General features: G+C 69.6%; 22 protein-coding genes. 12 read left to right on the forward strand and 10 right to left on the reverse strand.

Annotated elements, in window-relative coordinates:
• Window positions 1-159: 159 nt before the first annotated feature.
• Together ACIBLA_RS36715 and ACIBLA_RS36720 are read right to left on the reverse strand one after the other, a co-directional pair.
• Complete coding sequence (locus ACIBLA_RS36715) at window positions 160-1158, reverse strand: inorganic phosphate transporter (protein ID WP_363241006.1); 999 nt, start codon at window positions 1156-1158, stop codon at window positions 160-162.
• A gap of 5 nt (window positions 1159-1163) precedes the next feature.
• Window positions 1164-1784 (reverse strand): DUF47 domain-containing protein, encoded by a 621-nt coding sequence (locus ACIBLA_RS36720; RefSeq protein WP_052582416.1) that lies wholly within the window; start codon window positions 1782-1784, stop codon window positions 1164-1166.
• Between the two features lie 211 nt (window positions 1785-1995).
• On the opposite strand from ACIBLA_RS36720, the gene ACIBLA_RS36725 reads away from it, so the two are divergent.
• On the forward strand, window positions 1996-2352 hold the full coding sequence (locus tag ACIBLA_RS36725) for a metal-sensitive transcriptional regulator (protein ID WP_363241005.1): 357 nt from the start codon (window positions 1996-1998) through the stop codon (window positions 2350-2352).
• A 16-nt stretch (window positions 2353-2368) separates the two neighbouring features.
• On the opposite strand, the gene ACIBLA_RS36730 is transcribed toward ACIBLA_RS36725, so the two are convergent.
• On the reverse strand, window positions 2369-2545 hold the full coding sequence (locus ACIBLA_RS36730; protein WP_363241004.1) for a hypothetical protein: 177 nt from the start codon (window positions 2543-2545) through the stop codon (window positions 2369-2371).
• A 105-nt stretch (window positions 2546-2650) separates the two neighbouring features.
• Window positions 2651-3499, reverse strand: a complete 849-nt coding sequence (locus ACIBLA_RS36735) for a hypothetical protein (RefSeq protein ID WP_363241003.1) — start codon at window positions 3497-3499, stop codon at window positions 2651-2653.
• Between the two features lie 404 nt (window positions 3500-3903).
• Here ACIBLA_RS36735 and ACIBLA_RS36740 point away from each other — a divergent pair, with 404 nt between their 5' ends.
• Complete coding sequence (locus tag ACIBLA_RS36740) at window positions 3904-5496, forward strand: FAD-binding oxidoreductase (protein ID WP_399201071.1); 1593 nt, start codon at window positions 3904-3906, stop codon at window positions 5494-5496.
• Window positions 5497-5503: 7 nt separating this feature from the next.
• Here the strand turns inward: ACIBLA_RS36740 and ACIBLA_RS36745 are convergent, their stop codons facing one another.
• The 5 genes from ACIBLA_RS36745 to ACIBLA_RS36765 all read right to left on the reverse strand — a co-directional run bounded on the left by ACIBLA_RS36745 (window position 5504) and on the right by ACIBLA_RS36765 (window position 10504).
• Entirely contained in the window at window positions 5504-6229 is a 726-nt protein-coding gene (locus ACIBLA_RS36745) for a phosphatase PAP2 family protein (RefSeq protein ID WP_363241002.1), read from the reverse strand.
• Window positions 6230-6555: 326 nt separating this feature from the next.
• The gene (locus tag ACIBLA_RS36750; protein ID WP_399201080.1) at window positions 6556-7569 is read right to left on the reverse strand and encodes an NlpC/P60 family protein; all 1014 of its coding nucleotides are present in this window, start codon (window positions 7567-7569) and stop codon (window positions 6556-6558) included.
• Window positions 7570-7710: 141 nt separating this feature from the next.
• Window positions 7711-8040 (reverse strand): hypothetical protein, encoded by a 330-nt coding sequence (locus ACIBLA_RS36755; RefSeq protein ID WP_363240999.1) that lies wholly within the window; start codon window positions 8038-8040, stop codon window positions 7711-7713.
• 227 nt (window positions 8041-8267) lie between these two features.
• On the reverse strand, window positions 8268-10124 hold the full coding sequence (locus ACIBLA_RS36760; RefSeq protein WP_399201072.1) for an alpha/beta hydrolase: 1857 nt from the start codon (window positions 10122-10124) through the stop codon (window positions 8268-8270).
• On the reverse strand, window positions 10121-10504 hold the full coding sequence (locus ACIBLA_RS36765) for a hypothetical protein (protein WP_363240997.1): 384 nt from the start codon (window positions 10502-10504) through the stop codon (window positions 10121-10123). Before ACIBLA_RS36765 ends, ACIBLA_RS36760 begins: the two co-directional genes overlap by 4 nt.
• Window positions 10505-11005: 501 nt before the next feature.
• On the opposite strand from ACIBLA_RS36765, the gene ACIBLA_RS36770 reads away from it, so the two are divergent.
• The 6 genes from ACIBLA_RS36770 to ACIBLA_RS36795 all read left to right on the forward strand — a co-directional run bounded on the left by ACIBLA_RS36770 (window position 11006) and on the right by ACIBLA_RS36795 (window position 18338).
• Entirely contained in the window at window positions 11006-11314 is a 309-nt protein-coding gene (locus tag ACIBLA_RS36770) for a hypothetical protein (RefSeq protein ID WP_363240996.1), read from the forward strand.
• Window positions 11315-11540: 226 nt separating this feature from the next.
• A complete protein-coding gene (locus tag ACIBLA_RS36775) occupies window positions 11541-12413 on the forward strand; it encodes a hypothetical protein (RefSeq protein ID WP_399201073.1) in 873 nt (290 codons plus the stop codon).
• Window positions 12403-13770 carry a hypothetical protein gene (locus ACIBLA_RS36780; protein ID WP_399201074.1) on the forward strand — a complete coding sequence of 456 codons (1368 nt, stop codon included), beginning with the start codon at window positions 12403-12405 and terminating at the stop codon, window positions 13768-13770. The genes ACIBLA_RS36775 and ACIBLA_RS36780 overlap by 11 nt, the downstream gene beginning before the upstream one ends.
• The gene (locus ACIBLA_RS36785) at window positions 13767-15332 is read left to right on the forward strand and encodes an SCO6880 family protein (RefSeq protein ID WP_363240993.1); all 1566 of its coding nucleotides are present in this window, start codon (window positions 13767-13769) and stop codon (window positions 15330-15332) included. Before ACIBLA_RS36780 ends, ACIBLA_RS36785 begins: the two co-directional genes overlap by 4 nt.
• Window positions 15333-15375: 43 nt before the next feature.
• A complete protein-coding gene (locus ACIBLA_RS36790) occupies window positions 15376-16824 on the forward strand; it encodes an ATP-binding protein (RefSeq protein ID WP_363240992.1) in 1449 nt (482 codons plus the stop codon).
• Window positions 16825-16829: 5 nt separating this feature from the next.
• Window positions 16830-18338, forward strand: coding sequence for a type VI secretion protein (locus ACIBLA_RS36795; RefSeq protein WP_363240991.1), 1509 nt, complete (start codon window positions 16830-16832; stop codon window positions 18336-18338).
• 22 nt (window positions 18339-18360) lie between these two features.
• On the opposite strand, the gene ACIBLA_RS36800 is transcribed toward ACIBLA_RS36795, so the two are convergent.
• Entirely contained in the window at window positions 18361-18993 is a 633-nt protein-coding gene (locus tag ACIBLA_RS36800) for a GNAT family N-acetyltransferase (protein ID WP_399201075.1), read from the reverse strand.
• A 129-nt stretch (window positions 18994-19122) separates the two neighbouring features.
• Between ACIBLA_RS36800 and ACIBLA_RS36805 the strand changes: the two genes are divergently transcribed.
• Genes ACIBLA_RS36805 through ACIBLA_RS36820 form a run of 4 tightly spaced genes read left to right on the forward strand, consistent with a single transcriptional unit; the run spans window position 19123 to window position 22880 of the window.
• Complete coding sequence (locus tag ACIBLA_RS36805; protein WP_399201076.1) at window positions 19123-20070, forward strand: ATP-binding cassette domain-containing protein; 948 nt, start codon at window positions 19123-19125, stop codon at window positions 20068-20070.
• Window positions 20067-20879 (forward strand): ABC transporter permease subunit, encoded by an 813-nt coding sequence (locus tag ACIBLA_RS36810; RefSeq protein ID WP_399201077.1) that lies wholly within the window; start codon window positions 20067-20069, stop codon window positions 20877-20879. Before ACIBLA_RS36805 ends, ACIBLA_RS36810 begins: the two co-directional genes overlap by 4 nt.
• 37 nt (window positions 20880-20916) lie before the next feature.
• On the forward strand, window positions 20917-22185 hold the full coding sequence (locus ACIBLA_RS36815; RefSeq protein WP_399201078.1) for a sensor histidine kinase: 1269 nt from the start codon (window positions 20917-20919) through the stop codon (window positions 22183-22185).
• A complete protein-coding gene (locus ACIBLA_RS36820) occupies window positions 22182-22880 on the forward strand; it encodes a response regulator (RefSeq protein ID WP_399201079.1) in 699 nt (232 codons plus the stop codon). Before ACIBLA_RS36815 ends, ACIBLA_RS36820 begins: the two co-directional genes overlap by 4 nt.
• Window positions 22881-22996 lie beyond the last annotated feature (116 nt).

Here is a 22996-nt window from a genome sequence, read left to right on the forward strand (position 1 = left end):
GTTCACTATCCAACTGTGCTTACCCGGGGGACAACCCCCGGACCCCCGGCCGAAGGCAACCGCCCACCCGCCTCAGCCGAAGGCCAGGTTCACTATCCAACTGTGCTTACCCGGGGGACAACCCCCGGACCCCCGGCCGAAGGCAACCGCCCACCCGCCTCAGCCGAAGGCCAGGTTCACTATCCAGAAGCTGACCGCCGCGACCAGCGCCGCCGCCGGCATCGTGATGAACCAGCCCATGACGATGTTCTTCGCCACACCCCACCGCACCGCGTTCACCCGCTTCGTCGCGCCGACGCCCATGATCGCCGAGGTGATGACATGCGTCGTCGAGATCGGCGCGTGGAAGATGAACGCCGAGCCGAACATGATCGACGCGCCCGTCGTCTCCGCCGCGAACCCCTGCGGCGGATCCAGTTCGATGATCTTGCGCCCCAGCGTCCGCATGATGCGCCAGCCACCCGCGTACGTACCCAGCGAGAGCATCACCGCGCAGGCGACCTTCACCCATATCGGGATCTCGTCGCCCTGGTTCTCGACATCGGCGATGACCAGCGCCATCACCACGATGCCCATCGTCTTCTGCGCGTCCTGGAGACCGTGCCCGAGCGCCATGCCGGCCGCCGAGACGGTCTGCGCTATCCGGAAACCGCGCTTGGCCTTGTGCGGGTTGGCGTGCCGGAACATCCACATGATGCCGACCATCACCAGATAGCCGGCTACCAGACCGACGATCGGCGACAGGAACATCGGGATGACGATCTTCTCCAGCACCCCGGTCCAGATGACATCGGTCCCGCCGGCGAGGGCGGCGCCCACCATGCCGCCGAAGAGCGCGTGCGACGAGGAGGACGGCAGACCGTAGTACCAGGTGATCAGGTTCCAGACGATCGCCCCGACGAGTGCGGCGAAGAGGATCCCCATCCCTCGCGCCCCGTGCGGTGTGGCGATCAGCCCTTCGCTGACGGTCTTGGCGACCCCTTGCCCGAGAAACGCCCCCGCGAGATTCATCACGGCGGCCATCGCGAGCGCGGCGCGCGGGGTCAGCGCACGCGTCGACACCGATGTCGCGATCGCGTTCGCGGAGTCGTGGAAGCCGTTCGTATAAGTGAAGCCGAGCGCGACTCCGATGGTCACGACCAGGGCAAAGGTGTCCACGTGGTTCAGGACTCCTTGACCGCGATCGTCTCCACCGTGTTCGCGACGTGCTCGAACGCGTCGGCGGCCTCTTCCAGCACATCCACGATCTGCTTGAGCTTGAGGACTTCCATGGCGTCGTACTTACCGTTGAAGAGCTGCGCGAGCAGTTTGCGGTGGATCTGGTCGGCCTGGTTCTCCAGGCGGTTGACCTCGATCCAGTACTCGGTGAGGTTGTCCATCGTCCGCAGGTGCGGCATCGCCTCGGCGGTCAGCTCCGCCGCCCGCGCCAGCACCTCGATCTGCTGCTCGACGCCCTTGGGCAGTTCCTCGACCTGATAGAGGACGACCAGGTCGACGGCCTCCTCCATGAAGTCCATGATGTCGTCTAGGGACGAGGCGAGGTTGTAGATGTCCTCGCGGTCGAAGGGCGTGATGAAGGAGGAGTTCAGCTGGTGGAAGATGGCGTGCGTGGCGTCGTCGCCCGCGTGCTCCGCAGCCCGCATCCGTTCCGCGATCTCGGCTCGGGCGGAGGAATCCGCTCCGAGCAGTTCCATGAGGAGCTTGGAGCCCGTGACGATGTTGTCCGCTGACGCGGCGAACATGTCGTAGAAGCTCGTCTCCCTGGGGGTCAGACGAAAGCGCACGGGGGATCCTCGGGTTACATCGGATTCGGTCAGGTTGATGCTAGGTGCATCATCCGGCCACGGCTAACCGGCGTCCATCAGTGTGCTGTATCGGACACGACGATCATGACGTGCCCCTGCCCCTGCGCGCGAGACTGGGTATCATATACCTACCTGGGGTATTTTCGCCCCTTTCGGACATACCTCACGAACACCCCACCAGGAGGACGCGATGACGACCACCGAGGCGGCAGACACGGCGGCCGGCACGGTCGGTGACGAGATCATCACCGATCACGATCGCGGAGTGCACGGCTACCACAAGCAGAAGGACGAGCACCTCAAGCGGCTGCGCCGGATCGAGGGCCAGATCCGCGGACTCCAGCGCCTCGTCGACGAGGACGTCTACTGCATCGACATACTCACCCAGGTCTCGGCCTCGACGAAGGCTCTCCAGTCCTTCGCGCTCCAGCTGCTGGAGGAGCACCTGCGGCACTGCGTGGCCGACGCGGCGGTCAAGGGCGGTGACGAGATCGACGAGAAGGTGCAGGAAGCGACGAAGGCGATCGCGCGCCTGCTGCGTACCTGACGGACCCTGCCGAGGGTCACCGGCAGGATGATCTCTCGCCCCGCTCCACGCCGACCTTCAGCACCTCGTCGATACGGTCGGGGCTGAGCCGTTCACCGTCCGCGGCCGACGCCGCGATCATCAGCTCTCCACAGAGTTCGATCTCGGCGAGGGCCACGTGGTCCTGGACGGCCGGCGTGAGCAACGGAGCCACGTGCGTTCACCTCTTCCTGCCGGTGTCGTCTTCCTGGCGGTGTCGACTGCCGACTTCCTAGGGTAAGGAGGGTGAGACGTGACGCGCATGGCACGTCCGGACCATTTACACCGTGATCTTCCCCGTGAAGATCTGGTCCTTCGGGGGGAGCCGTACGCCGACGGCGACCCCGAATCCGTACAGCAGAGTGGTGGAAGCGACAGCGACCGTACGCCCCTGATTGCGGTAGCTGAACTGGTGCCTGACCTTGCGAAGCCGCCCCGCCTCGTCCAGATAGGCATCGAACGGCACGACGTCGTCAGCGAAGCCCCGCGCCGCCGCGGCCAGCGCCCCCCGCGCGTACGGCGCCGCCAGCTTCGCTGCCCGCTCGATGTCGGTGACGCCCCGGAAGTGCGACACGCGGACGCCGTCCAACTCCCGCTCGCCGACCTTGCCGATGAGGACCACGTCCTTCGCGGCGCGCAGCAGTTCGGCGGCGGTCAGCGGATCGGTCGCGCCGCCGGTGACGAGATTGCCGTCCGCGAGGGTGGTCGAGTCGAGCATGACCCACTTGTCGTCGGGCACCCCGGCGCCCCGGTTCTTCATGTAGAGGGCGGCCGGTGCCAGCAGTTCCGAGATCGGCAGGTGCTCGTCCGCGCCGGCCGGGTCCTTGGGCAGCACGACCGAGAGCTGCCCCAGCCGTTCACGGAAGTCGTAGCGCCCCTCGCCCCTGATGGTCACGCGTGTCCCGCCCGTCGCCATCACCAGTGAGGTCTTCGCCCTCGAACTGCCCGCCTCGACCAGCACGTCGGCCGCTCCGAGGACCGCCGCCGTATCACCGAGGGGCCGGTCGTCGGCCATGGCGCCCTCGCTCCCGGAGCAACCGGCGGTCCCCGCCACGACTCCCACCATCGTGACGGCGGCGACGACGGCCGCCGCACCCCTGCCGCCCTTGCGTCTGTGCTGCTGCACCATCGCCTGCCAACCCCCAACGCCCTACCGTTGCTTGCCGTTGCCTGTGTCTGTCCGTCGCCCGCCCGCGAGCCGCGCTGTCCCGATAACGACGTCCCGCGCGCGTCGTCACGCACCGCCCCCGGCCGGGAACGTACGCACGAGTACGGTGGGCAGGTGCGCGAGCAAGAGACCTCGGACCCGCCCACTTCCCCCCACCTCTCCGCCTCCCCCGACATCCCCACCACCCCCGACGTCCCCACCGCCCCCCACTCCACATCGATCGTCGAGCGCGGCTCGTTCGCCCTGGCGCGCTGTACGTGCGGCTGGTCGGGACCCGCCAGGCGATCTCGTGACCGGGCGAGAACAGACGCCGCGTCCCATGAGGCGGCAGACTGGCGCCCATGACACCGGGGGAAGGCCGTCCGATGGAACGGCGCACACTGCTGGCCGGCGCGCTGGCCGTGACGACGGCCGGCGCGGTGAGCGCCTGCACGAGCGACGGCGGAAACGGCTCGTCGGACGCCACGGGCTCACCGGACGCCCCCGACAACAAGCCCCCTCCGAGACGGACCTCCGCGTCCCCCGCCTCCCCGCGCTGGGGCGCGCTCGCCTCCGGACTGGACGGTCGGCTCGTACGACCGGGGGACAGCGCATACGCGACGGCCCGCCAGCTCTACAACACCCGCTTCGACGACCTGAAACCGGCGGCTGTCGCGTACGTCGCCGGCGAGGACGACATCCGGGAGTGCCTGGCCTTCTCCCGGCGGCACGGCACACCCGTCTCGATCCGCAACGGGGGCCATTCCTACGCGGGTTGGTCCAGCGGCAACGGCCGGCTGATCATCGACATCTCCTCGCTCGACGGACTCGACGACGCCGCGTCGGACGGGGTGATCGGCGCGGGCGCCAAGCTGATCGACATCTACGGCGCGCTCGCCCGCGACGGCCGTACGATCCCCGGCGGTTCCTGCCCGACCGTCGGCATCTCCGGCCTCACGCTCGGCGGCGGACACGGGGTGGTCTCCCGCGCGTACGGTCTGACCTGCGACAGCCTCACCTCGGCGACGATCGTGACGGCCGACGGCAAGCGCCTGACCGCCGACGCCGAGCAGCACCAGGACCTCTTCTGGGCCCTGCGGGGCGCCGGCAACGGCAACTTCGGCGTCGTCACCGAACTCCGCTTCCGTACCCACCCCGCCTCCACCGGCGTCGCCGCGAACCTCAACTGGCCGTGGTCAAAGGCCCGTTCGGTGCTCGCCGCCTGGCAGGAGTGGGCGCCCGACCAACCGGACGAGATCTGGTCCTCGCTCCATCTCGCGGTCGGCGCGGGCGGCGGCGCCGACCCGACGCTCTCCGTCTCCGCCTTCACCCTCGGCACCGAGGGCGACCTCAAGAACGCCCTCGACCGGCTCGCCGACCGCGCGGGCTCATCGGCGAGCTTCGTCTCGCTGCGCCCGCGCGGCTACGAGGAGTCGATGCTGGTGTACGCGGGCTGCGCCGGACTCGGCTACGACCAGTGCCGGCTGCCCGGCACGACGCCCGGCCGCGCCGAGGAGGGCGCGCTGCAACGGGAGACGTACGCCGCGACCTCGGACTTCTTCGACCGGTCGCTGCCATCGGCGGGCATCGGCACCGTGCTGTCGGCCGTGGAGGACTTCAGCCGCATCAAGGTCGCGGACGGCGCGGGCTCGGGCACGGTCGCGCTGACCGCGCTCGGCGGCGCGATCAACCGGGTGGACCCGCTCGCGACGGCTTTCGTACACCGGGGCTCCCGGATGCTCGCCCAGTACGTGGCGTCCTGGCGCCCCGGCACCTCCGGCACCGAGCAACAGGCATGGCTGAAAACCAGCCAAGGTGCACTACGCAGGCATGCGTCGGGTGCGGCGTACCAGAACTACACGGACCCGGCGCTGACCGACTGGCGCACGGCGTACTACGGCCCGGCGGCGGACCGGCTGAAGGAACTGAAGGGGCGGTACGACCCGACGCGCCTGTTCGACTTCCCCCAGGCGCTCTGAGCCCCCTCTACGCGGCGAGGTTGTTGTCGTCGGGCCGCGGCTCGGGGATGCCCAGCGGCCGGGTCCCCAGCGCCTCGGCGGCCTCGGCCCGGTCGGCGTCCCGCGCGGCGCGCGACCGTACGAGCAGTCCCGCCCGCGGCGACCGGCAGACCGCCGACACCAGCGGGGTGAACAGCGCCATGGCGAGCGGCGCGAGGAGCAGCACCACGGCCGTACCGAGGGCGAACCCCCCGATCACGTCGGTCGGGTAGTGCACACCCAGATAGACCCGGCTGAAGCCTTCGACCAGCGCGAGCCCGATCGCGGCGAGCCCGAACCTGCGGTGCGCGACGAAGATGCCCGCGCCCAGGGCCATCGCCATCGTGGCGTGATCGCTGACGAAGGAGAAGTCGGTCTTGCCGGCCACGAGGACGTCGAGCCCCCGGTGGTCGTTGAAGGGCCGCTCGCGCCCGACGAACTCCCGGATCGGGATGTTGATCAGCAGCGCCACCCCGGCGGCGAGCGGCGCCCACAGCAGCCCGGCGACGGCGGCCACGGAATCCTCGGCCGTCCCACGCCGCCGCACGCTCCACCAGCACCAGAGCACGACGAGAACGAGCGCGATCATGATCCCGTACTCACCGGCGAACCGCATGCCGCGGTCGAACCAGTCGGGGGCCGAGGTGGCCAGACCGTTGATGTCGTAGAGCAGGCTGACGTCGGGGTTCGACCCATCGATCGCGAGTCCAGCCATGTGCTGCGGCCCCTTGCCTTGTCGCCCACCACGACACGCCTCCGGGCGTGTCGCTTCCACCAACCCCCGCGGTGCCTGCGGTCAGTGCTGCGCGATCAACGCCACAGCCTCAGTCCAGGGAACGGCCTGATCCCCCCACAGGTTCCAGTCTTCACCGGACGATCTCCAGGACGTTATCGAAGGGTGACACATCGTCCCAGCTCAGAGGGGTAAACGAACGGATAATTCCGGCCACGCGCGCCCCTTCCCCGGCCCGACTCCACCCTTCCGGGTGTCAACCCTTCGCCACCCTCACGCCTCGTCGGACCGACGTCCCGTCAGCTGTTTTACGTATCGGACTTCCGCCCCGTAGGCAAATCGGTCGGCAGCGATTTCGCGCCGTCTTCGGTGACCCTGGTCGCTCCGAAGTAGTCCGGCGTATCGATTTTGTCGAACCGGATGACCGCGCCGGTGTACGGAGCGTTGATCATGTAACCGCCGCCGACATAGATCCCCACATGCCGGATGGCCCGCGAATTGGTGAGGTCGTCGGAGAAGAACACCAGGTCACCGGGCATGAGCTGATCGCGCGATGGATGCTCCCCGGCGTTGTACTGATCGTTGGCCACCCGCGGCAACTCGATCCCGACCGACCGGTAGGCGGCCTGCGTAAGCCCGGAACAGTCGAACCGCCCCTGCTGCTCAGGGGTGCCGTTGCCGCCCCACAGGTACTTCGTACCGAGCTTCTGCTGCGCGTAGTAGATGGCGGCGGCGGCCTGCTTGGAGGGTTCCACGCGGCCGACGGGGCGGGCGAAGCTCTGCTGGAGGGTGGTGATGACCTTCACGTAGTTCTGCGTCTCGCGGTACGGCGGGACGCCGCCGTACTTGATGACCGCGTACGCGCCCGCGTTGTACGCGGCGAGCATGTTCTTCGTCTGATCACCCGGCACATCGTCGACGTACCCGGCGAGTTTGCAGTCGTACGTCGCGGCCGACGGAATCGCGTCCTGAGGGTCCCAGACGTCACGGTCGCCGTCCTTGTCCCCGTCGACACCGTGCGCCGCCCAGGTCCCGGGGATGAACTGCGCGATGCCCTGGGCCTGCGCCGGGCTCACGACGTCGGGATCCCAGCCGCTCTCCTGGTAGAGCTGCGCGGCGAGCAGCGCGGGATTGATCGCGGGGCAGAGATTGCCCCACTCCTGCACCAGCCGCTGGTACTTCGCGGGCACGGCCCCCTTGGCCAGCCCAACCGCCCCACCGCCTCCCGCACCGCCGACGAGCCCGGCGGCGGCGGAGTACGTACCGACGACGAGCAGCCCGATGAAGCACAGGCTCAGCCCGACCCCGATCGCACCGGCCACCCAGTATTTACGCACCCCTCAACCCTCCCCCATCCGGCATGCGTTCACCGCTATTTTCCCGCCTGTCGTGCCGGTCCTATTCGGACAGGCACGACTGTGCCACAGGGCTGGGCGCGGGGGGCATGCGGAGCTGACCGGGGGTCAGGTGCGGGGTGGGGATGTGGTGGCGGACCAGAAGCCGTCGTGGACGTCGGGGCGCGGAATGGGGCCGCCCGCGTAGTTGGGCCCATCCGTCTCGGCCGTGGGGTCCGCGACGGCTGACTTCTCCACGCATGGAGTGGCGACTTCGAAGAAGGCCTGGCCTTCTCCGCCGATACTGAGTCTGATACCGAAGCCGTCGGAGGATTTGGCGTAGATGGCCGGGAACCTCTGGCTGCTGTTGACGGAGGTGATCTCGTATCCGCTTTTCTGCCAGGACCGCTCGACAACTCCCAGGAATCCACCACGTCGCTGCTCGGAGATGATCGTCATGACAGCCCGCCGCCGAGACAGGTCGCAACTCCCCGCAGTAGTTTCCCCGTGCGTCCATTTGACCCTGGGCCGGATCGCACGAAACGTACCCTCAAGAATGGAATCTGCACGTTCTGCCGCCTCCTGCATGTTCAAAACTCGCTCCCCATCCGCTCTGGAGCCGTCGAGCGACGAGCATCCGGCGACCGTAACGCATACCAACAGAAACCCCAGGCAGCGCCACAACGTCATCCCCTCCTCCGCCTGTCCATCTGAACGTCTCCGTAGTCCCCGACAACAATCCTGGCGATGTTGTCCGCAGACGTGACGTCCTTCCCGGGATCGAAATAGTTGGAATGCGCGTCGACCCCACCCATATCGCGAATCGGTCGCGGCCCGTCATCCACCCTGAACCTCCTCGCCCCGAAATCCTCGTGCGCCGGATCCGTCCCGAACCAGACCTCGCTCTCCTCCGTCTGCGCGTCCTGCGCGAAGTACGCCATCGTCGCCCCGCCCACCCCGCCGACCGCCGCCCCCACCGGGCCTCCCAGCGCCGCCCCCACCGACGCACCGCCCAGCGCGCCCATTCCCATGCCCTGCGCCTCCCCCTTCGCCGGCGTGCGCGTCACCGGGTCGTTCTCCGCTGCGCCGACGTAGACATGGGCTCTGCCCACTCCCAGATCGTCCGCGGAATCCGCGCCCGTTCCTGGACTGCCCACCAGCACAATGTCGTCGACGCCCGGAATACCACCTTCCCGCTGCGCGGCCTGGCCCACCGTCAGGGAACCGTACGAGTGGCCCACAGCCGTCATATGTGGGTCGTCGTTCTCGTTCGTCGCCGCGATTCCCGCCATGAAGTCGCCGTACGCCGACGCCCCCGCCTCCGCGCGCTCCGTGAACATGACGTCCGTATTCCCCGTGGCGTCGTCCACCGACAGCTGCGGCGCGTCGTAGCCGAGCCACACGATCGACGCCGTGGACTTGTCGTACTCCATCGCACCCAACAACGTATCCCTCGCCCGCCTCAAATCATCCTGCGCGAAACCCTCGTCCAACCCCGTCCCCAGCCCCGGCACATACGCCGACACATTCCTCGCCGTATCCGGATTCCCGTACGCCACGATCGCCCGCCCATTCCCCTCGTCCCCGATACCCAGCAGAAACATCGGCGGATGACCGCCCGCCCGCAACTGCCCGTCGATGGATCTCAGCCCCGCCAGCATCGTCCGCGACCTGTCGTCCTCCGCGCCCGCCAACTTCCCCATCAGCAGCGCCAGGTTGTCGCGGTTCGCCGCGTCGCGTACGGCGGCCGGGATGCCGTCGAGGTTGCCGATCAGGTCCGGGTGGACCGCCAGGTACTCCTCGCGCTGTTCCGCCGTCAGGCCCTGCCACCACGCGAGGCGTTCCGCGGCTGTCGCGTCCTGGGGGATCGCCGCCTTGAGGTAGTCCGCCGTGACCGCGCGTACCGCCGTCGCGTCGGCGCTCGTGTCCGCCCACATCGCGTCCGTGACCGTGAGGCCGTCCTGCGCGATCAGTCTCCGCAGCGTCCGCGTGTACCGCGCGTCGACCTCCGCCGCCTCGTTCAGCACGCGGGCGATCCGGTCCGCGATGGCCTGCGCCTTCGCGGCGAGCGGGTTCGGGCTCGTGAGCCCCGGCGGCGCGTCCGACCGCAGGTACGCGTGGCCCGACGCCGTGCCGCCCCGCAGCTTCTCCTTCGTGAACGGGTCCTCCCCGGCGTCGGGGTAGCTCACCGACCCGTCCGCCCGCACCGTGAGCCTCAGGCCCGCCGCCTCCTCCAGCGCGTCCCGCAACTGCCGCTGCGCGCCCCGCAGGTCCTGGGCGAGGCTGTTCAGGGTCGTACGGACCAGGCCGCACTCCGTGTAGATGTACTGGAAGTTCCGCCCCAGCTCCCGCAGTCGCCCGACCGCCGCTCTCGCCGCCTCGCCCTCCTGAGCCGCCGTCAGACCCGCGAGAAGCTGCTTGTCGATCCGGTCGCGTGCCGCGTCCGCGCGGTTGCTCGCCTTGCCCCAGCCGTCCGCCGCGCTCTCCAACTCGGCGCATCTCACGTCCCGTAACTGCGCCCAGGTCAGCCCACCGACCCTCACCCCCCGACTCCTGCGTCGACCCCCGCCAGCCCGGACCTGACCGCGCCGTCGTGCTCACCCTGCGTCTTCGCCACCGCGCGCAGCCGGCCGGCCAGGCCTCCGCACTCGTCGCGGGCTGCCTCGATGCGCCGTTCCCATGACGTACGTACGGTCCCCAGGACCGCGACGGCGCTCAGCCCGTCCCCGCAGCCCCCTACGCCCTCGTGCGCCGTTTCGAACTCCGCCTTCAGATAGGCCATCTGCGTACGGGTCGCCTCGGCCCCACCCGCGGCCCGCGTCCACGGCCCGTCGCTGTGCCTCAGCCGCTCACCCGCACCCGTACCGCCTCCCGCACCCGCCTCGTCGACCAGCGCCCGCAATCCGCCCGAATAACCCGCCATGCCATCCGCCCCTGTCCTCTGTTGTCCGGGATGTCGGGTGGCACTGTCCCAATCCGGGGCCGGAGGGATGCCGCGCGGTGGGGACGGAAAAGGGGTGCCCGCGAGGCTACGGAGGCGTCGGAGGCCCGTCCCCCGTTGGCATCGGACGCCGTCGGCAACACCGGGGCGCCCCGCGCCGGTTCACCCGTACGGTGGGCCCCTCACCCGCCCTTGGCGGGCGCACGGATGGAGCACGGACGCAAAACCTCGGCGGGCTCAAGAGTGCACAACGCCAATCATTGCCCGGAGTCACCCTGCATGATACACAGAGTGACCATACCCGTACTCGCATACTCCGGTTCATGACGCAGGTCAGGGCGGTCGCATCGGTCAAACGTGCGGGGATCGGGTAAAGAGACCCGCCAAGTCGGCATACGAGGGCGGTTCCATCAGCGAAGATAGAAGGCGATCCGTGCCCGCCGGGCGCGGGCACTTAACAACCCAACAGGGGCGGTGAGTTGCATGGACGTGGAAGCCGATAAGGGCGACATCAACACCATCATCGGTGGTATCGCTCCGAGCTGGGGGCCCTTCGGGAACCTCGGCACCGAGGCTCGCGTCATTGTCCAGGTGGTGATGGCCGCCGCCATCCTGCTCTGTCTCGCCATCGCGATCTGGGGCGCCGCCAAGCAGCGTATCGGCGCGACCGCGCTGCGGGACACCTTCAGCGCGGAGCAGGGCAAGGGTCTGATCGTCGCCGGACTGACCGGCGTCTTCATCATCGGGTCCCTCGGGACGGTCTTCACGATTGTGTACGGGATGGCTGTTTAGCGCCGCATCGATCCGATCCGCACCGGGTACGCCCGTCCCGTACACCCGGTCCACTCTCAACACCATCCGTCACCACACCATCCGTCCGTCGCGCCCACCGCCGAGGTTGCGTCTCCCTGATGTCGAGTCACCACACCGCGCCCGCGCGGAAACCAGCGCTACCGTCGTACGCGGTACCGCATGCGGAACTGCACACGGTCGAACCGGTCGAGGGGGCGGACGCGGCATGAGCTTCGGCGATGAGCACGGCCAGCACGGCCACGGGAACGACCCGGGCCGTACGACGGACGACAGCTTCGGCGGAATGGGCCAGACGCGGACGCGTCTGCCGGACGGCGGGGGCGGCGACGGATACGGCGGCGCCCGCCGCCCCCAGCGCAGCTCGCGCTCGTTGATCGCGGTGGTGGGCGTGGTGGTGCTGCTGATCGCGGCTATCGCGTTCGCGAACCGCGAGGGCGGCGGCGACTCGGGCGCATCGGGCGCCGAAGGCGGCGACAAAGCGTCGGGCTCGGAACCGACGGCGGCGTCGGGGGTGAAGCCGGTGACGGGGAAGAACGGGGGGATTCCTTCGGGGTTCGCGAAGGATGAGCAGGGGGCGGAGAGCGCGGCTGCGAATTACGCGGTGACACTGGTGTCCGCCGACATCCTGAAGCCCGCGGCCCGCGAGCAGATCATGCGTCAGCTCTTCGTGCCCGACAAGGCCGCTGACCTTGAAGCCAAGTTCGACGCGGCCTACGACAAGACATTCCTCGACAAGCTCGGTCTTGACGAGAACGGCAACGCCGCAGAAGGCCTGACCTATGTCTCACGTACGGCTCCGGTCGGCACCAAGGTCACGCAGTTCACGGATAGTTCCGCCACCGTGGAGGTCTGGTGCACCGGCGTCTTCGGCACAGCCGGGGTCAGTTCCACGAATCCGGTGACCAATGACTGGTTCACGATGACACTCAAGCTTCAGTGGGTGGGCGACGACTGGAAGGTCGAGAGCTTTGCCCAGAAGGACGGTCCGGCACCGGTCAACGCGGACCGTACGGCCTCCGACGCCGATGAGATCGCGAAGGCCGTCGAGGAGTACGGAGGGTTCACCTATGCCCGGTAGCCGTCGTCTCTCGCTCAAGATCGTCGGTGCTCTCGCCGTGGTGCAGACGTCGGCGGTACTTCTCGCGACTCGGGCCGTGGCCGCGCCGACACCCTCACCCACGCCGTCCGACGACGAGAACTGCGACCTCATCGTCGGCCCCGCCCGCGACTTCTGCGAGGACGGCGAATCCGGCTCCGGCACGGGCTCCGACTCCCCCCTCAACGACCCCACCAGCGCCCTCGACCCCCTCACCTCCCTCGCCCGTGGCTGCGCCGACGCCGCCTCGTGGACCGTGGACACCCTCTCCAAGGCCGTGAAGGAGACCGCCACGGTCGACTTCACCAACACCGCCTTCCTCTCCCAGTACGCCGTCGTCTTCGCCGCCGCCACCGTCCTCACCCTCATCCTCTGGCTCCTCGCCGTCGCCAAGCGCGCCATCCGCGGCGTCCCGCTCACCACCGCCATCTCCGAGGCCATCGGGTTCCTCTGGCTCACCGTCCTCGCCTCCGCGTTCACGCCGCTCATCCTCTACACGCTCGTCTCCGCCACCGACGCCGTCACCGAGGTCATCGCCGGCGGGACCAGTGGGCAGACCGATGTGTTCTTCGGGACGTTCTCCGAGGCGCTGAAGAAGGACACCGAGATCGGCGGCGGGCCGATCATGCTCATCGTCGTATCCCTCGTGACGATCCTCGCCGCCGGCATCCTCTATCTGGAGCTGTTCATCCGGGCGATCCTGCTCTACGTCGGCGCCCTCCTCGGCGTCGTCGTCTACGCCGGGCTCGTCGACAAGAACATGTGGGGCCACGTACGCCGCTGGGCCGGGCTCATGATCGCGGTCATCATGGTGAAACCCGTCATCGTCATCGTCCTCGGTCTCGCCGGGGCGCTCACCTCCGACGACGGGCCCGACTCCTTCTCGGCCGTCGTCTCCGGGCTCGCCATCATCCTCCTCGCGATCTTCGCCTCCGCCATGATCTACCGCTTCGTCCCCGGCTTCGGCGACGAGATCGCCAGCGCCCGCAGCAACGCCAAGCTGTCCACGGACGGCGGCCGGGCCGCCGCCGTGATCAGTTCGCCCGCCGGTGTCGTCTCGCAGGGCATCAAGACCCACAGCGGCCGAGGCGGCGGCGGTGGCGACAACAGCGGCGGTGCCCGCCCGGCCAACCCCGTCTCCGGCGGCGTCGCCGCCCACAGCAGCCGCCCTTCCTCAGGCGGCGGAATTGGCGGTGGCGGAGGCGGACTTGGCGGAGGCGGCAGCGTCCCCTCCCCCGCCCCCCGCTCCAGCAGCCCCACCAGCGGCACTCCCCACAGCAGCCGCGGCCACGGCAATCGCGGAACCGGTAACAACAGCACAGGAGGTGCAGGGCGTTGACGATTCAGTCCCATCCGATCGCGCCCCGCCGTACGTATCTCATCGGCCGCGCGCGGCCGAACGCGATCGTCGGCAAGAACCGTGAGACAGGCGAGATCGCGCTGATCATCGCCGGCGCGTTCCTCGGCATGATGAGCGGGCTCATCGTCCCCGTCCTGTCCCTGCGGATCGTGACCCTGCTCGGGTTCCCGCTCCTCGCACTCGCCGCGGTGTACGTCCCGTACAAGCACCGCACCGTCTACAAGTGGTTCGAGATCAACCGCAGTTACAAGCGGACCCTGCGCAACGGCACCACCTACCGCTCCGCCGCCATGGAGTCAGGGACCACCGCCGACGGCCGCGAGGTCGAGGTCGGCCCGCCCCCCGGCATCGGGCGGATCAACTGGCTCGCCGCGCCCTTCGGGCCGGACGAGATCGCCGTACTGCTCCACGCCGACCGCCGCACCGTCACCGCCGCCATCGAGATCGAGGGCCCCGGCGTCGGCCTGCGCGACAGCGAGGACCAGGAAGCCCTCGTCGACCGCTTCGGCACACTCCTCAAGCACGTCGCCAACGGCGACGGCTTCGTCACCCGCCTCCAGATGCTCGCCCGTACGCTCCCCGCCGACCCCGACGCGCACGCCAAGGACGTCGCCCAGCGCGGCGACTCCGCGTCCCCCGGCTGGCTCCAGGAGTCGTACGAGCAGCTCCAGTCCATGGTCTCGACCTCCAGCGAGCAGCACCGCGCCTACCTCGTGGCGTGCATGCACTACACCCGCGATCTGGCCTCCGAGGGCCAGGCCATGGCCCGCGCCACCCGCCAGGCCGCCGGCGGCAAGGGCCGGGGCCGCAGGCTCGACAAGGACGCCGGCCTCGCTGTCGTCATGGCCCGCGAACTCACCGACATCTGCGCCCGCCTCGCCGAGGCCGACATCCGCGTCCGGCAGCCGCTCGGGCAGGCGCGCCTCGCCTCGCTCGTGCACTCGATGTACGACCCCGACCACCCCATAGACCACATCCAGGCCATGACGAAGCGCAACGCCTGGCCCGCCGAGCTGGACGCCGTGGAGCCCACGTATCTCCAGGCCAAGACCCGCGAGTCGTCCACCCGCGCGCCCTGGTGCCACTCCACGGCCTGGGTGAAGGAGTGGCCGATGACCCCGGTCGGCGTCAACTTCCTCGCCCCGCTGCTCGTCCACACGCCCGACGTGATCCGTACGGTCGCGGTCTGCATGGACCTGGAGCCGACCGAGGTCGCCATCGAGCGGATGCTCACGGAGAAGACGAACGACGAGGCCGACGCGAGCCGCGCCGCCAAGATGAACCGCACCGTCGACCCGCGCGACATCGCGGCGCACGGCCGGCTCGACCAGCGGGGTGAAGATCTCGCCAGCGGTGCGGCGGGCGTCAACATCGTCGGGTACATCACGGTGTCGTCCCGCTCGCCCGAGGCCCTGGCCAGGGACAAGCGGACGATCAGGGCGTCGGCGGGCAAGTCGTATCTGAAGCTGGAGTGGTGCGACCGCGAGCACCACCGGGCGTTCGTGAACACCCTGCCGTTCGCGACCGGCATCCGCCGATGATGACCGCCGTTCATGAGCCGACCGCAGCTGATAGGGGCCTGTGATGCGAGATCCCATGTCCGCCTTCACGGACGCCTTCACCAGCTTCCTCTTCGGGAAGGTGGAGACCACCCGGCTCCCGGTCCGTACGTCGACCGGCCAGGCGCAGGCCGTCTATCTGCCGACCGCGGCCCCCGGCCTCGGCGACTCGGGCGTCATCATCGGCCGCGAGGTCTACAGCGGCAAGGGCTACATCTACGACCCCTTCCAGCTGTACGGGCAGCAACTCCCCGCCCCCCACTGGCTGGTCCTCGGCGAGTCCGGCAACGGCAAGTCGGCGCTGGAGAAGACGTACGTCCTGCGGCAGCTGCGCTTCCGCGACCGCCAGGTCGTCGTCCTCGACGCCCAGGGCGAGGACGGCGCCGGCGAGTGGAACCTCATCGCGCAGCAGCTGGGCATAACCCCCATCCGGCTCGACCCGATGGCAGCCCTGGACGGCGGCATCAAGCTCAACCCGCTCGACCCGGCGATCACCACGACCGGGCAGCTCGCCCTGCTCCGCACGATCATCGAAGTCGCCATGGGGCACGGCCTGGACGAGCGCTCCGGCTTCGCACTCAAGGTCGCGCACGCCTACGTGCACGCCACGATCGTCGAGCGCCAGCCCGTCCTGATGGACATCGTGGAGCAACTGCGGCACCCGGAGCCGGAGTCGGCCGCGGCGATGAACGTGGACATAGACGACGTACGTGCCTGGGGCCTGGACGTCGCGCTCGTCCTGGACCGGCTGGTCGACGGTGACCTGCGCGGTATGTTCGACGGCCCGACGACCGTCGGCATTGACCTGGACTCGCCGCTCATCGTCTTCGACCTCTCGCACATCGACCGCAACTCGATCGCGATGCCGATCCTGATGGCGATCGTCGGCGTCTGGCTTGAGCACACCTGGATCCGCCCCGACCGGAAGAAACGCATCTTCCTGGTCGAGGAGGCCTGGCACATCATCAACTCCCCGTTCGTCGCCCAGCTCTTCCAGCGGCTCCTCAAGTTCGGCCGCCGGCTGGGTCTTTCGTTCGTGGCGGTCGTCCACCATCTCTCCGACGTGGTCGACGGCGCCGCCGCCAAGGAAGCAGCCGCCATCCTCAAGATGGCGTCGACCCGGACGATCTACGCCCAGAAGGCGGACGAGGCACGGGCCACCGGCCAGGTCCTCGGGTTGCCGCGCTGGGCGGTCGAGATCATCCCGAGTCTCACGCCCGGTATCGCGGTCTGGGACGTCAACGGCAACGTCCAGGTCGTCAAACACCTGGTCACCGAGGCCGAACGCCCCCTGGTCTTCACCGACCGCGCCATGACGGAGAACAGCCAGGCGTCCGACGCCTCCGACGCCGCGGACGCCCTGAGCGGCGGCTTGCCCGACCACGTACGGGCCGCCGAGTGGGAGGCCGAACAGCGGGCGATCCTCATGGAGCAGCAGCGGCTGGACGCGTCCTCCGAGTCCACGGTGGCGTGAACGGCATGGCGACGGGAGGCGGTGCCGGGCCCGGCGCGCAGCGCGGGGTGCCGGACGGGCTGATCCTCGGCGTGCTGGGCTTCCTGCTCGGGATCACGCTGTTCGCGTGGACGGCGACGGGCCTCGCCGCGCTCTTCGCGCACGGCTCGTGGCCGGACTCGGTGACCTTCACGCGTACGCCCTCGGCGGTACGGCAGTTGATCTCGGCCCCGCACGACATCCCGGCCGCCTGGCCGGACACACCACCGGGAGAGCTGTCCGGATACGGGCTGTTCTGGGGCCTGTTCATAAGCGAGCTGATGGCGGCGGCCGTGCTGGCGCTGTTCGTGCTGGGCACGCTGGCCCGCTGGCGGGCGCTGCGTACGGTACGGCGCCGGGAACACGAACAGGCGCGAGAGGAGCAGCAGGAGCGGGCCGAGGCGAGGGAAGTCGAGGCGCGGCCCGTACGGGAGGCACCCGCCCAACCCGCCCCGGTCGAGCACACACCGCCGCCCGCCGAGCCTGTCGTCCCCCCGCCCGCCCCAGTCCCCGCCCCCGTGTCCGTCCCCGTCGCGGTCCCCGCTCCCCGTACCGCCCCCCACGCCCACGTCCGCTACGGCGCCCCGCGCACCCGCCGCCCCGCCGCCGTTCAGGCCATCCAGGACGCCGAGGGCCCCGCGCTCGTCGTCACGTCCGACGCCACCCTCTGGGCCGAGACGAAGGACGCCCGCGCCAAACTCGGCCCCGTACTCGTCTACGACCCCAGCCATCTCTGCGACACCCCGGACCGCCTCCACTGGTCCCCCACCACCGGCTGTGAGGACGCCGACACCGCCGCCGCGCGCGCCGTCGCCCTTCTCGCCCCCGTACGTCCGCTGGCCCGCCTCGATGCCGCCATGGCCGACACGGCGGAGACCCTGCTGCGGTGCTGGCTGCACGCCGCCGCCGTGGACGCGCGGCCGTTCAAGCAGGTGCACCGCTGGGCGCAGGGCGGCGGCGCCCACGAGGCCGTACGACTCCTGCGTACGCACCCCAAGGCCGCCTCCGGGCTCGCGGGTCTGCTGGAGTCCGCGCTCACCGCGCACCCCGAACGCCGGGAGATCGCCCAGCAGTTGACCACACGTGCGCTGGCCTCCCTGTCGTCCGTCCACATCCGTGAGGCGTGCGCACCCAATCGCGCCGACTCGCTCTCGCTGGATTCTTTTGCTGCCGAGGGGGGCACGCTCTATGTGGTGGGTGAGCCGATCGAAGATCCGCGCACCCGTCCGGGAGCGATGCCGCTGCTCACCGCTCTCGCCTCAAGCGTGGTCGAGCACGGCCGCCGCATGGCCGCACGGTCATCCTCCGGCCGGCTCGACCCACCAATGACGCTGGTGCTCGACGACGTGGCGGCGGTGGCGCCGGTGCCGGCGCTGCCCGAGCTGCTGGCCGACGGCGACGAGCAGGGCATGCCCGCGCTGGTCCTGCTGCGCTCGCACGAACAGGGCAGGGACCGCTGGCCGGACCGCTGGCCACAGCAGGAACTGCCCGCCTGAGCGGACCAGTTCGCCGACCGTCTCAGCCCCCCGGCCCCGACACCGGCCGCGACACCGCAAGCTCGAACTCCCGCGCGGAGGGATCGTTCTCCACAGGAACGGTCACCCCGGTCGGCATGAACCCGAGCTTGCGGTACGCGGCCCGCGCCCGCCCGTTCCGCTCGTCCACGTACAACCGGACCCGCTCGACACGGGGCTCCTCCAGCGACCACGCCCACGCTGCCGCCGCCTCGAACAACTCCTTCAGCAGCCCGGCACCCCGGTGCTCGGGCCGTACGTACACGGCGACGAGATGCACCTGGTCGTACGCGCTCACGCCGCCCAGCGCATCGGCCGAACCCCGCCGCTCGACCAGCGCCACCACCGAACCGGCCCACACACCGTCGGTCGGCTCGGCCACGAACTGCCGCGCCGACGTGCCCTGCGCCGATCGCTCCGTCCGCTCGCGCCAGAAGGAGTCCGGGCGCTCGACGGCGTCCTCGTACGTTTCCAGAAAAGCCACGGGCGCGGCCGGATCCCGCAGGGCGTCCAGCCGCAGCTCCTTCGCCCTGCCCCATTCGTCGGCCCGTACGGCACGTACGTCGCTTGCGGCACCGACGGCGCGTGCGGCCTTTGGAAGAGATACGGCGCGCTCCGCGCGATTCGTCTGGTCCATGAAGCGATCCTGCGCGCCGACCGCCGTCGTCCACAAACGGGTTTCGTCGTACCGGGGTAGTACGCCCCGTACGCGGTACCCGCCCCCGGTCGGACGTTCCGAGGCCGCCCGCTGCCTACCGTCGAAGCCATGATCAAGGCCAACGGACTGACCAAACGATACGGCGGCAGGACCGCCAAGACCGTCGTCGACCATCTCACCTTCACCGTCGAGCCGGGCGCCGTCACCGGCTTCCTCGGCCCCAACGGCGCCGGCAAATCCACCACCATGCGCATGATCCTGGGCCTCGACGCCCCCACCTCCGGCCACGTCACCGTCGGCGACCGCGTCTACGCCGCGCAGCCCGCGCCCCTCCACGAGGTCGGCGCCCTGCTGGAGGCCCGCGCCGTACACCCCGGCCGCACCGCCCACCACCACCTGATGGCACTCGCCCACACCCACGGCATCTCCCGCTCCCGCGTCGAACACGTCCTGGACCTGACCGGCCTCACCGGCGTCGCGGGACGCCGCGTGAAGGGCTTCTCCCTCGGCATGGGCCAACGCCTCGGCATCGCGGCGGCCCTGCTCGGCGACCCCGCCACGGTCATCCTCGACGAGCCGGTCAACGGCCTGGACCCGGAAGGCGTCCTGTGGATCCGTAACCTCCTCAAGTCCCTTGCCGAGGAAGGCCGTACGGTCTTCGTCTCCTCCCACCTCATGAGCGAGATGGCGCTGACCGCCGAACGCCTCGTCATCATCGGCCGCGGCCGACTGCTCGCCGAAACGACGGTGGCCGACTTCGTACGGGACTCGGGCGTCACGGCCATGAAGGTCGTCTCCCCCGACGCCCGGACGCTCTCGGCGCTGCTCGCGGGCCCCGACATCGAGATCACACCCGGCGCGAGCCCCGACGAACTGGACGTGCGGGGCGTCGACGGCGAGTACATCGGCCGTATCGCCGCCGCCCACGCGATCCCCGTGTACGAGCTGACGCCGCGCACCGCGTCCCTGGAACAGGCCTTCATGGACCTGACGCGCGACGAGGTCGAGTACCAGGCCGGCGCCACCCACGACTCACTGACAGGAGCGGCGGCATGAGTACGACCCGAACCATCCGCACCGGAACAGCCCGTGCAGGCGTCACCCGCACCCGAGTCCTGCGCTCCGAGTGGCACAAGTTCTGGACCCTGCGCTCCACCTGGATCACGCTCACGGCGGCGTCGCTCCTCATCCTCGCCACCGGCCTGATCATGGCGATCGGCCACGAGCCCGATCCGGCGGGCGGTGGCCTCGGCGAGGTCCGCGACCCGGTCGTCCTGACCCTGCTCGGCGTCCAGTTCGGGCAGATCCTCCTCCCCGTGCTCGGCGTCCTGTTCAGCGCGGGCGAGTACTCGACCGGCATGATCCGCGCCTCACTCTCCGCCGTCCCCCGGCGGCTCCCCGTCCTGTGGGCCAAGGCCGCGGTCTTCGCCGCGGTGGCTCTGACCGTCACCACGGCGACCGTCTTCGCGACCTTCCTGCTCGCGCAGATCTTCCTCGCGGACACGGACATGGCCGCCTCGCTCACCGATCCGGGAGTCACCGGCGCCGTCGCCGGCACAGCGGTCGCGCTCACACTCTTCGGCGTGCTCGGTCTCGGCCTCGGCGCCCTGACACGCTCCGTACCGGGGGCGATCGGGGTGTTCTTCGCGGGAATGGTCATCCTGCCGGAGGTGCTGTCGGCGGTGGACTCCGACGTCGTGAGCAACGCCGTCGCGTACTTCCCGGCGCGCGCCTCCGAATCCCTCGGCGCGGTGCTGCCGCGCGACGGGGCCCTGTCGGACGGAACGGCCCTGCTCACTCTCTGCCTGTGGGCGGTGGCGGCGCTGGCGTCGGCGGGATGGCTGCTCAAGCGGCGCGATGCATAACGATGGAGAGATGAACGGACCAGGGGCAGGGGCAGCAGTGAGCGAAGGCTGCGTCGAAGGCGGTGACAGCTCGCTCACCCAGCGCATCAACAGCGCCACCCAGCGGATCGGCGCCTTCGACAAGTCACACCCGCTGGTCTGGGACCTGCTGCTGGCCGGCAGCCTGCTGGTCGGCGGTGCGATCGACGTGTCCGGTGGCGGCTGGCGATCGGTCGCGCCCAACCCCGACGTGCCCCTGTGGCCGGCGCTGATCTGCACGGTCGGCTTCCCGCTGACCGTGCTGCGCCGCCGTACACACCCTCTCGGCGCCCTGCTCGCGATGTTCCCGCTCGCCCTGACCCTTGGCTGGTCGGGCGCCGGGCTCCAGACCGCCGTGTTCTGCGAGCTGATCGTCATCTTCAACATCGCGCTACGGCTTCCGATGCGCCAACTGGCCCTGACCGGTGTCCTGCTGGGCATCCCCCTCGTCGTGGGCGCGGCCCGATTCCCGGAGAACGGCTGGGCCATACTCCTCCAGTCGTCACTGACGAGCTTCGCGGCAGTGGCGCTGCTGGGGATCGCGGTGCGTACGAGACAGGAGTACACGGCCTCGTTGAGAGAGCGGGCGAAACAGTTGGAGATCGAACGCGATCAGCAGGCCCAACTCGCCACCGCCGCCGAACGCACCAGAATCGCACGCGAGATGCACGACATCCTCGGCCACAACCTGTCGGTCATCACGGGCCTCGCGGACGGTGGCTCGTACGCGGCAAAGAAGAACCCGCAACGCGCCACCGAGGCCTTGGACGCGATCGCCACCACCAGCCGCCAGGCCCTCACGGAACTGCGCCGACTGCTCGGCATCCTCCAGAACGACGACCTGGCCGACACCCCCGCCGAACTCGCACCCCAGCCCGGCCTCGGCGAACTGGACCAACTCATCGCCGGCGTCCGGGCCGCAGGCCTGCCCGTACAGGTCACGGTCACCGGCGACTTCGAACTCGAAGAACTCGAATCCGCGCCGAGAGGCCGCCAGCTCACGGTCTACCGCGTCGTCCAGGAAGCCCTCACCAACACCCTCAAGCACGCCGGCCCGGACGCCACAGCGACGGTCACGCTCAGCCGCACACCCGAGTCCATCACCGCGGAGATCATCGACACGGGCCGCCGAGCGACCCGAGCGAGTTCAGGAGGACGCGGCATCACCGGCATGCGGGAAAGGACGGCCCTGTACGCGGGCACACTTGACGTCGGACCACTGCCGCCGCCCGACAGCGGCTGGCGGGTCCACCTGCATCTGCCGAACGACGAGGACGACCGGCTGTGACGACCGTACTGATCGCCGACGACCAGCCCTTGCAGCGCATGGGCTTCCGGATGCTGCTGGAGAGCCAGGACGACATGACCCTGGTGGGCGAGGCGGCCGGCGGCGCCGAAGCCGTGCGTCTGATCGCCCAACTCCACCCGGACGTCGTCCTGATGGACGTCCGCATGCCGGGCCTGGACGGTATCGAGGCGACCCGCCGTATCGTCGCGGCCGGCAGCCGTACGAGGGTGCTCATCCTGACCACCTTCGACCTGGACGAGTACGCATACGCGGGCCTCCGGGCGGGCGCCAGCGGCTTTCTGGTGAAGGACGCGCTCCCCGAGGAGCTGCTGTCCGGCATCCGCGCGGTCGCGAGCGGCGACGCGGTGGTGGCACCGAGCCTCACCCGCCGCCTGCTGGACGCGTACGCGCACCGTCTCCCGACCACGTTCGGATCCGAGTCCGAGTCCGGATCCGAACGCACGACAACCCCCGAGGAACCCCATCCGGGAATCGCACTGCTCACCGACCGGGAACGGGAAATCCTCACCGTCATGGGCCAGGGCTGGACGAATACCGAGATCGCTTCCCGATTCCACCTCGCGGAATCGACGGTGAAGACGCATGTGGGCCGAGTGCTGGCAAAGACGGGATCCCGTGACCGCGTCCAGGCGGTAATCCTGGCGTACGAGGCAAAGCTGGTCGGCCCGTCATGAAGGGGGCGCCGAGAGGGCGCTTGAACGCAGAAATGCCTCAACCCCCGCACTGTGTGCGGGGGTTGAGGCCAATAATTGTTCGGCGGCGTCCTACTCTCCCACAGGGTCCCCCCTGC

The organism is Streptomyces sp. NPDC050433, from assembly GCF_044458565.1.
Taxonomy (GTDB): Bacteria; Actinomycetota; Actinomycetes; order Streptomycetales; family Streptomycetaceae; genus Streptomyces.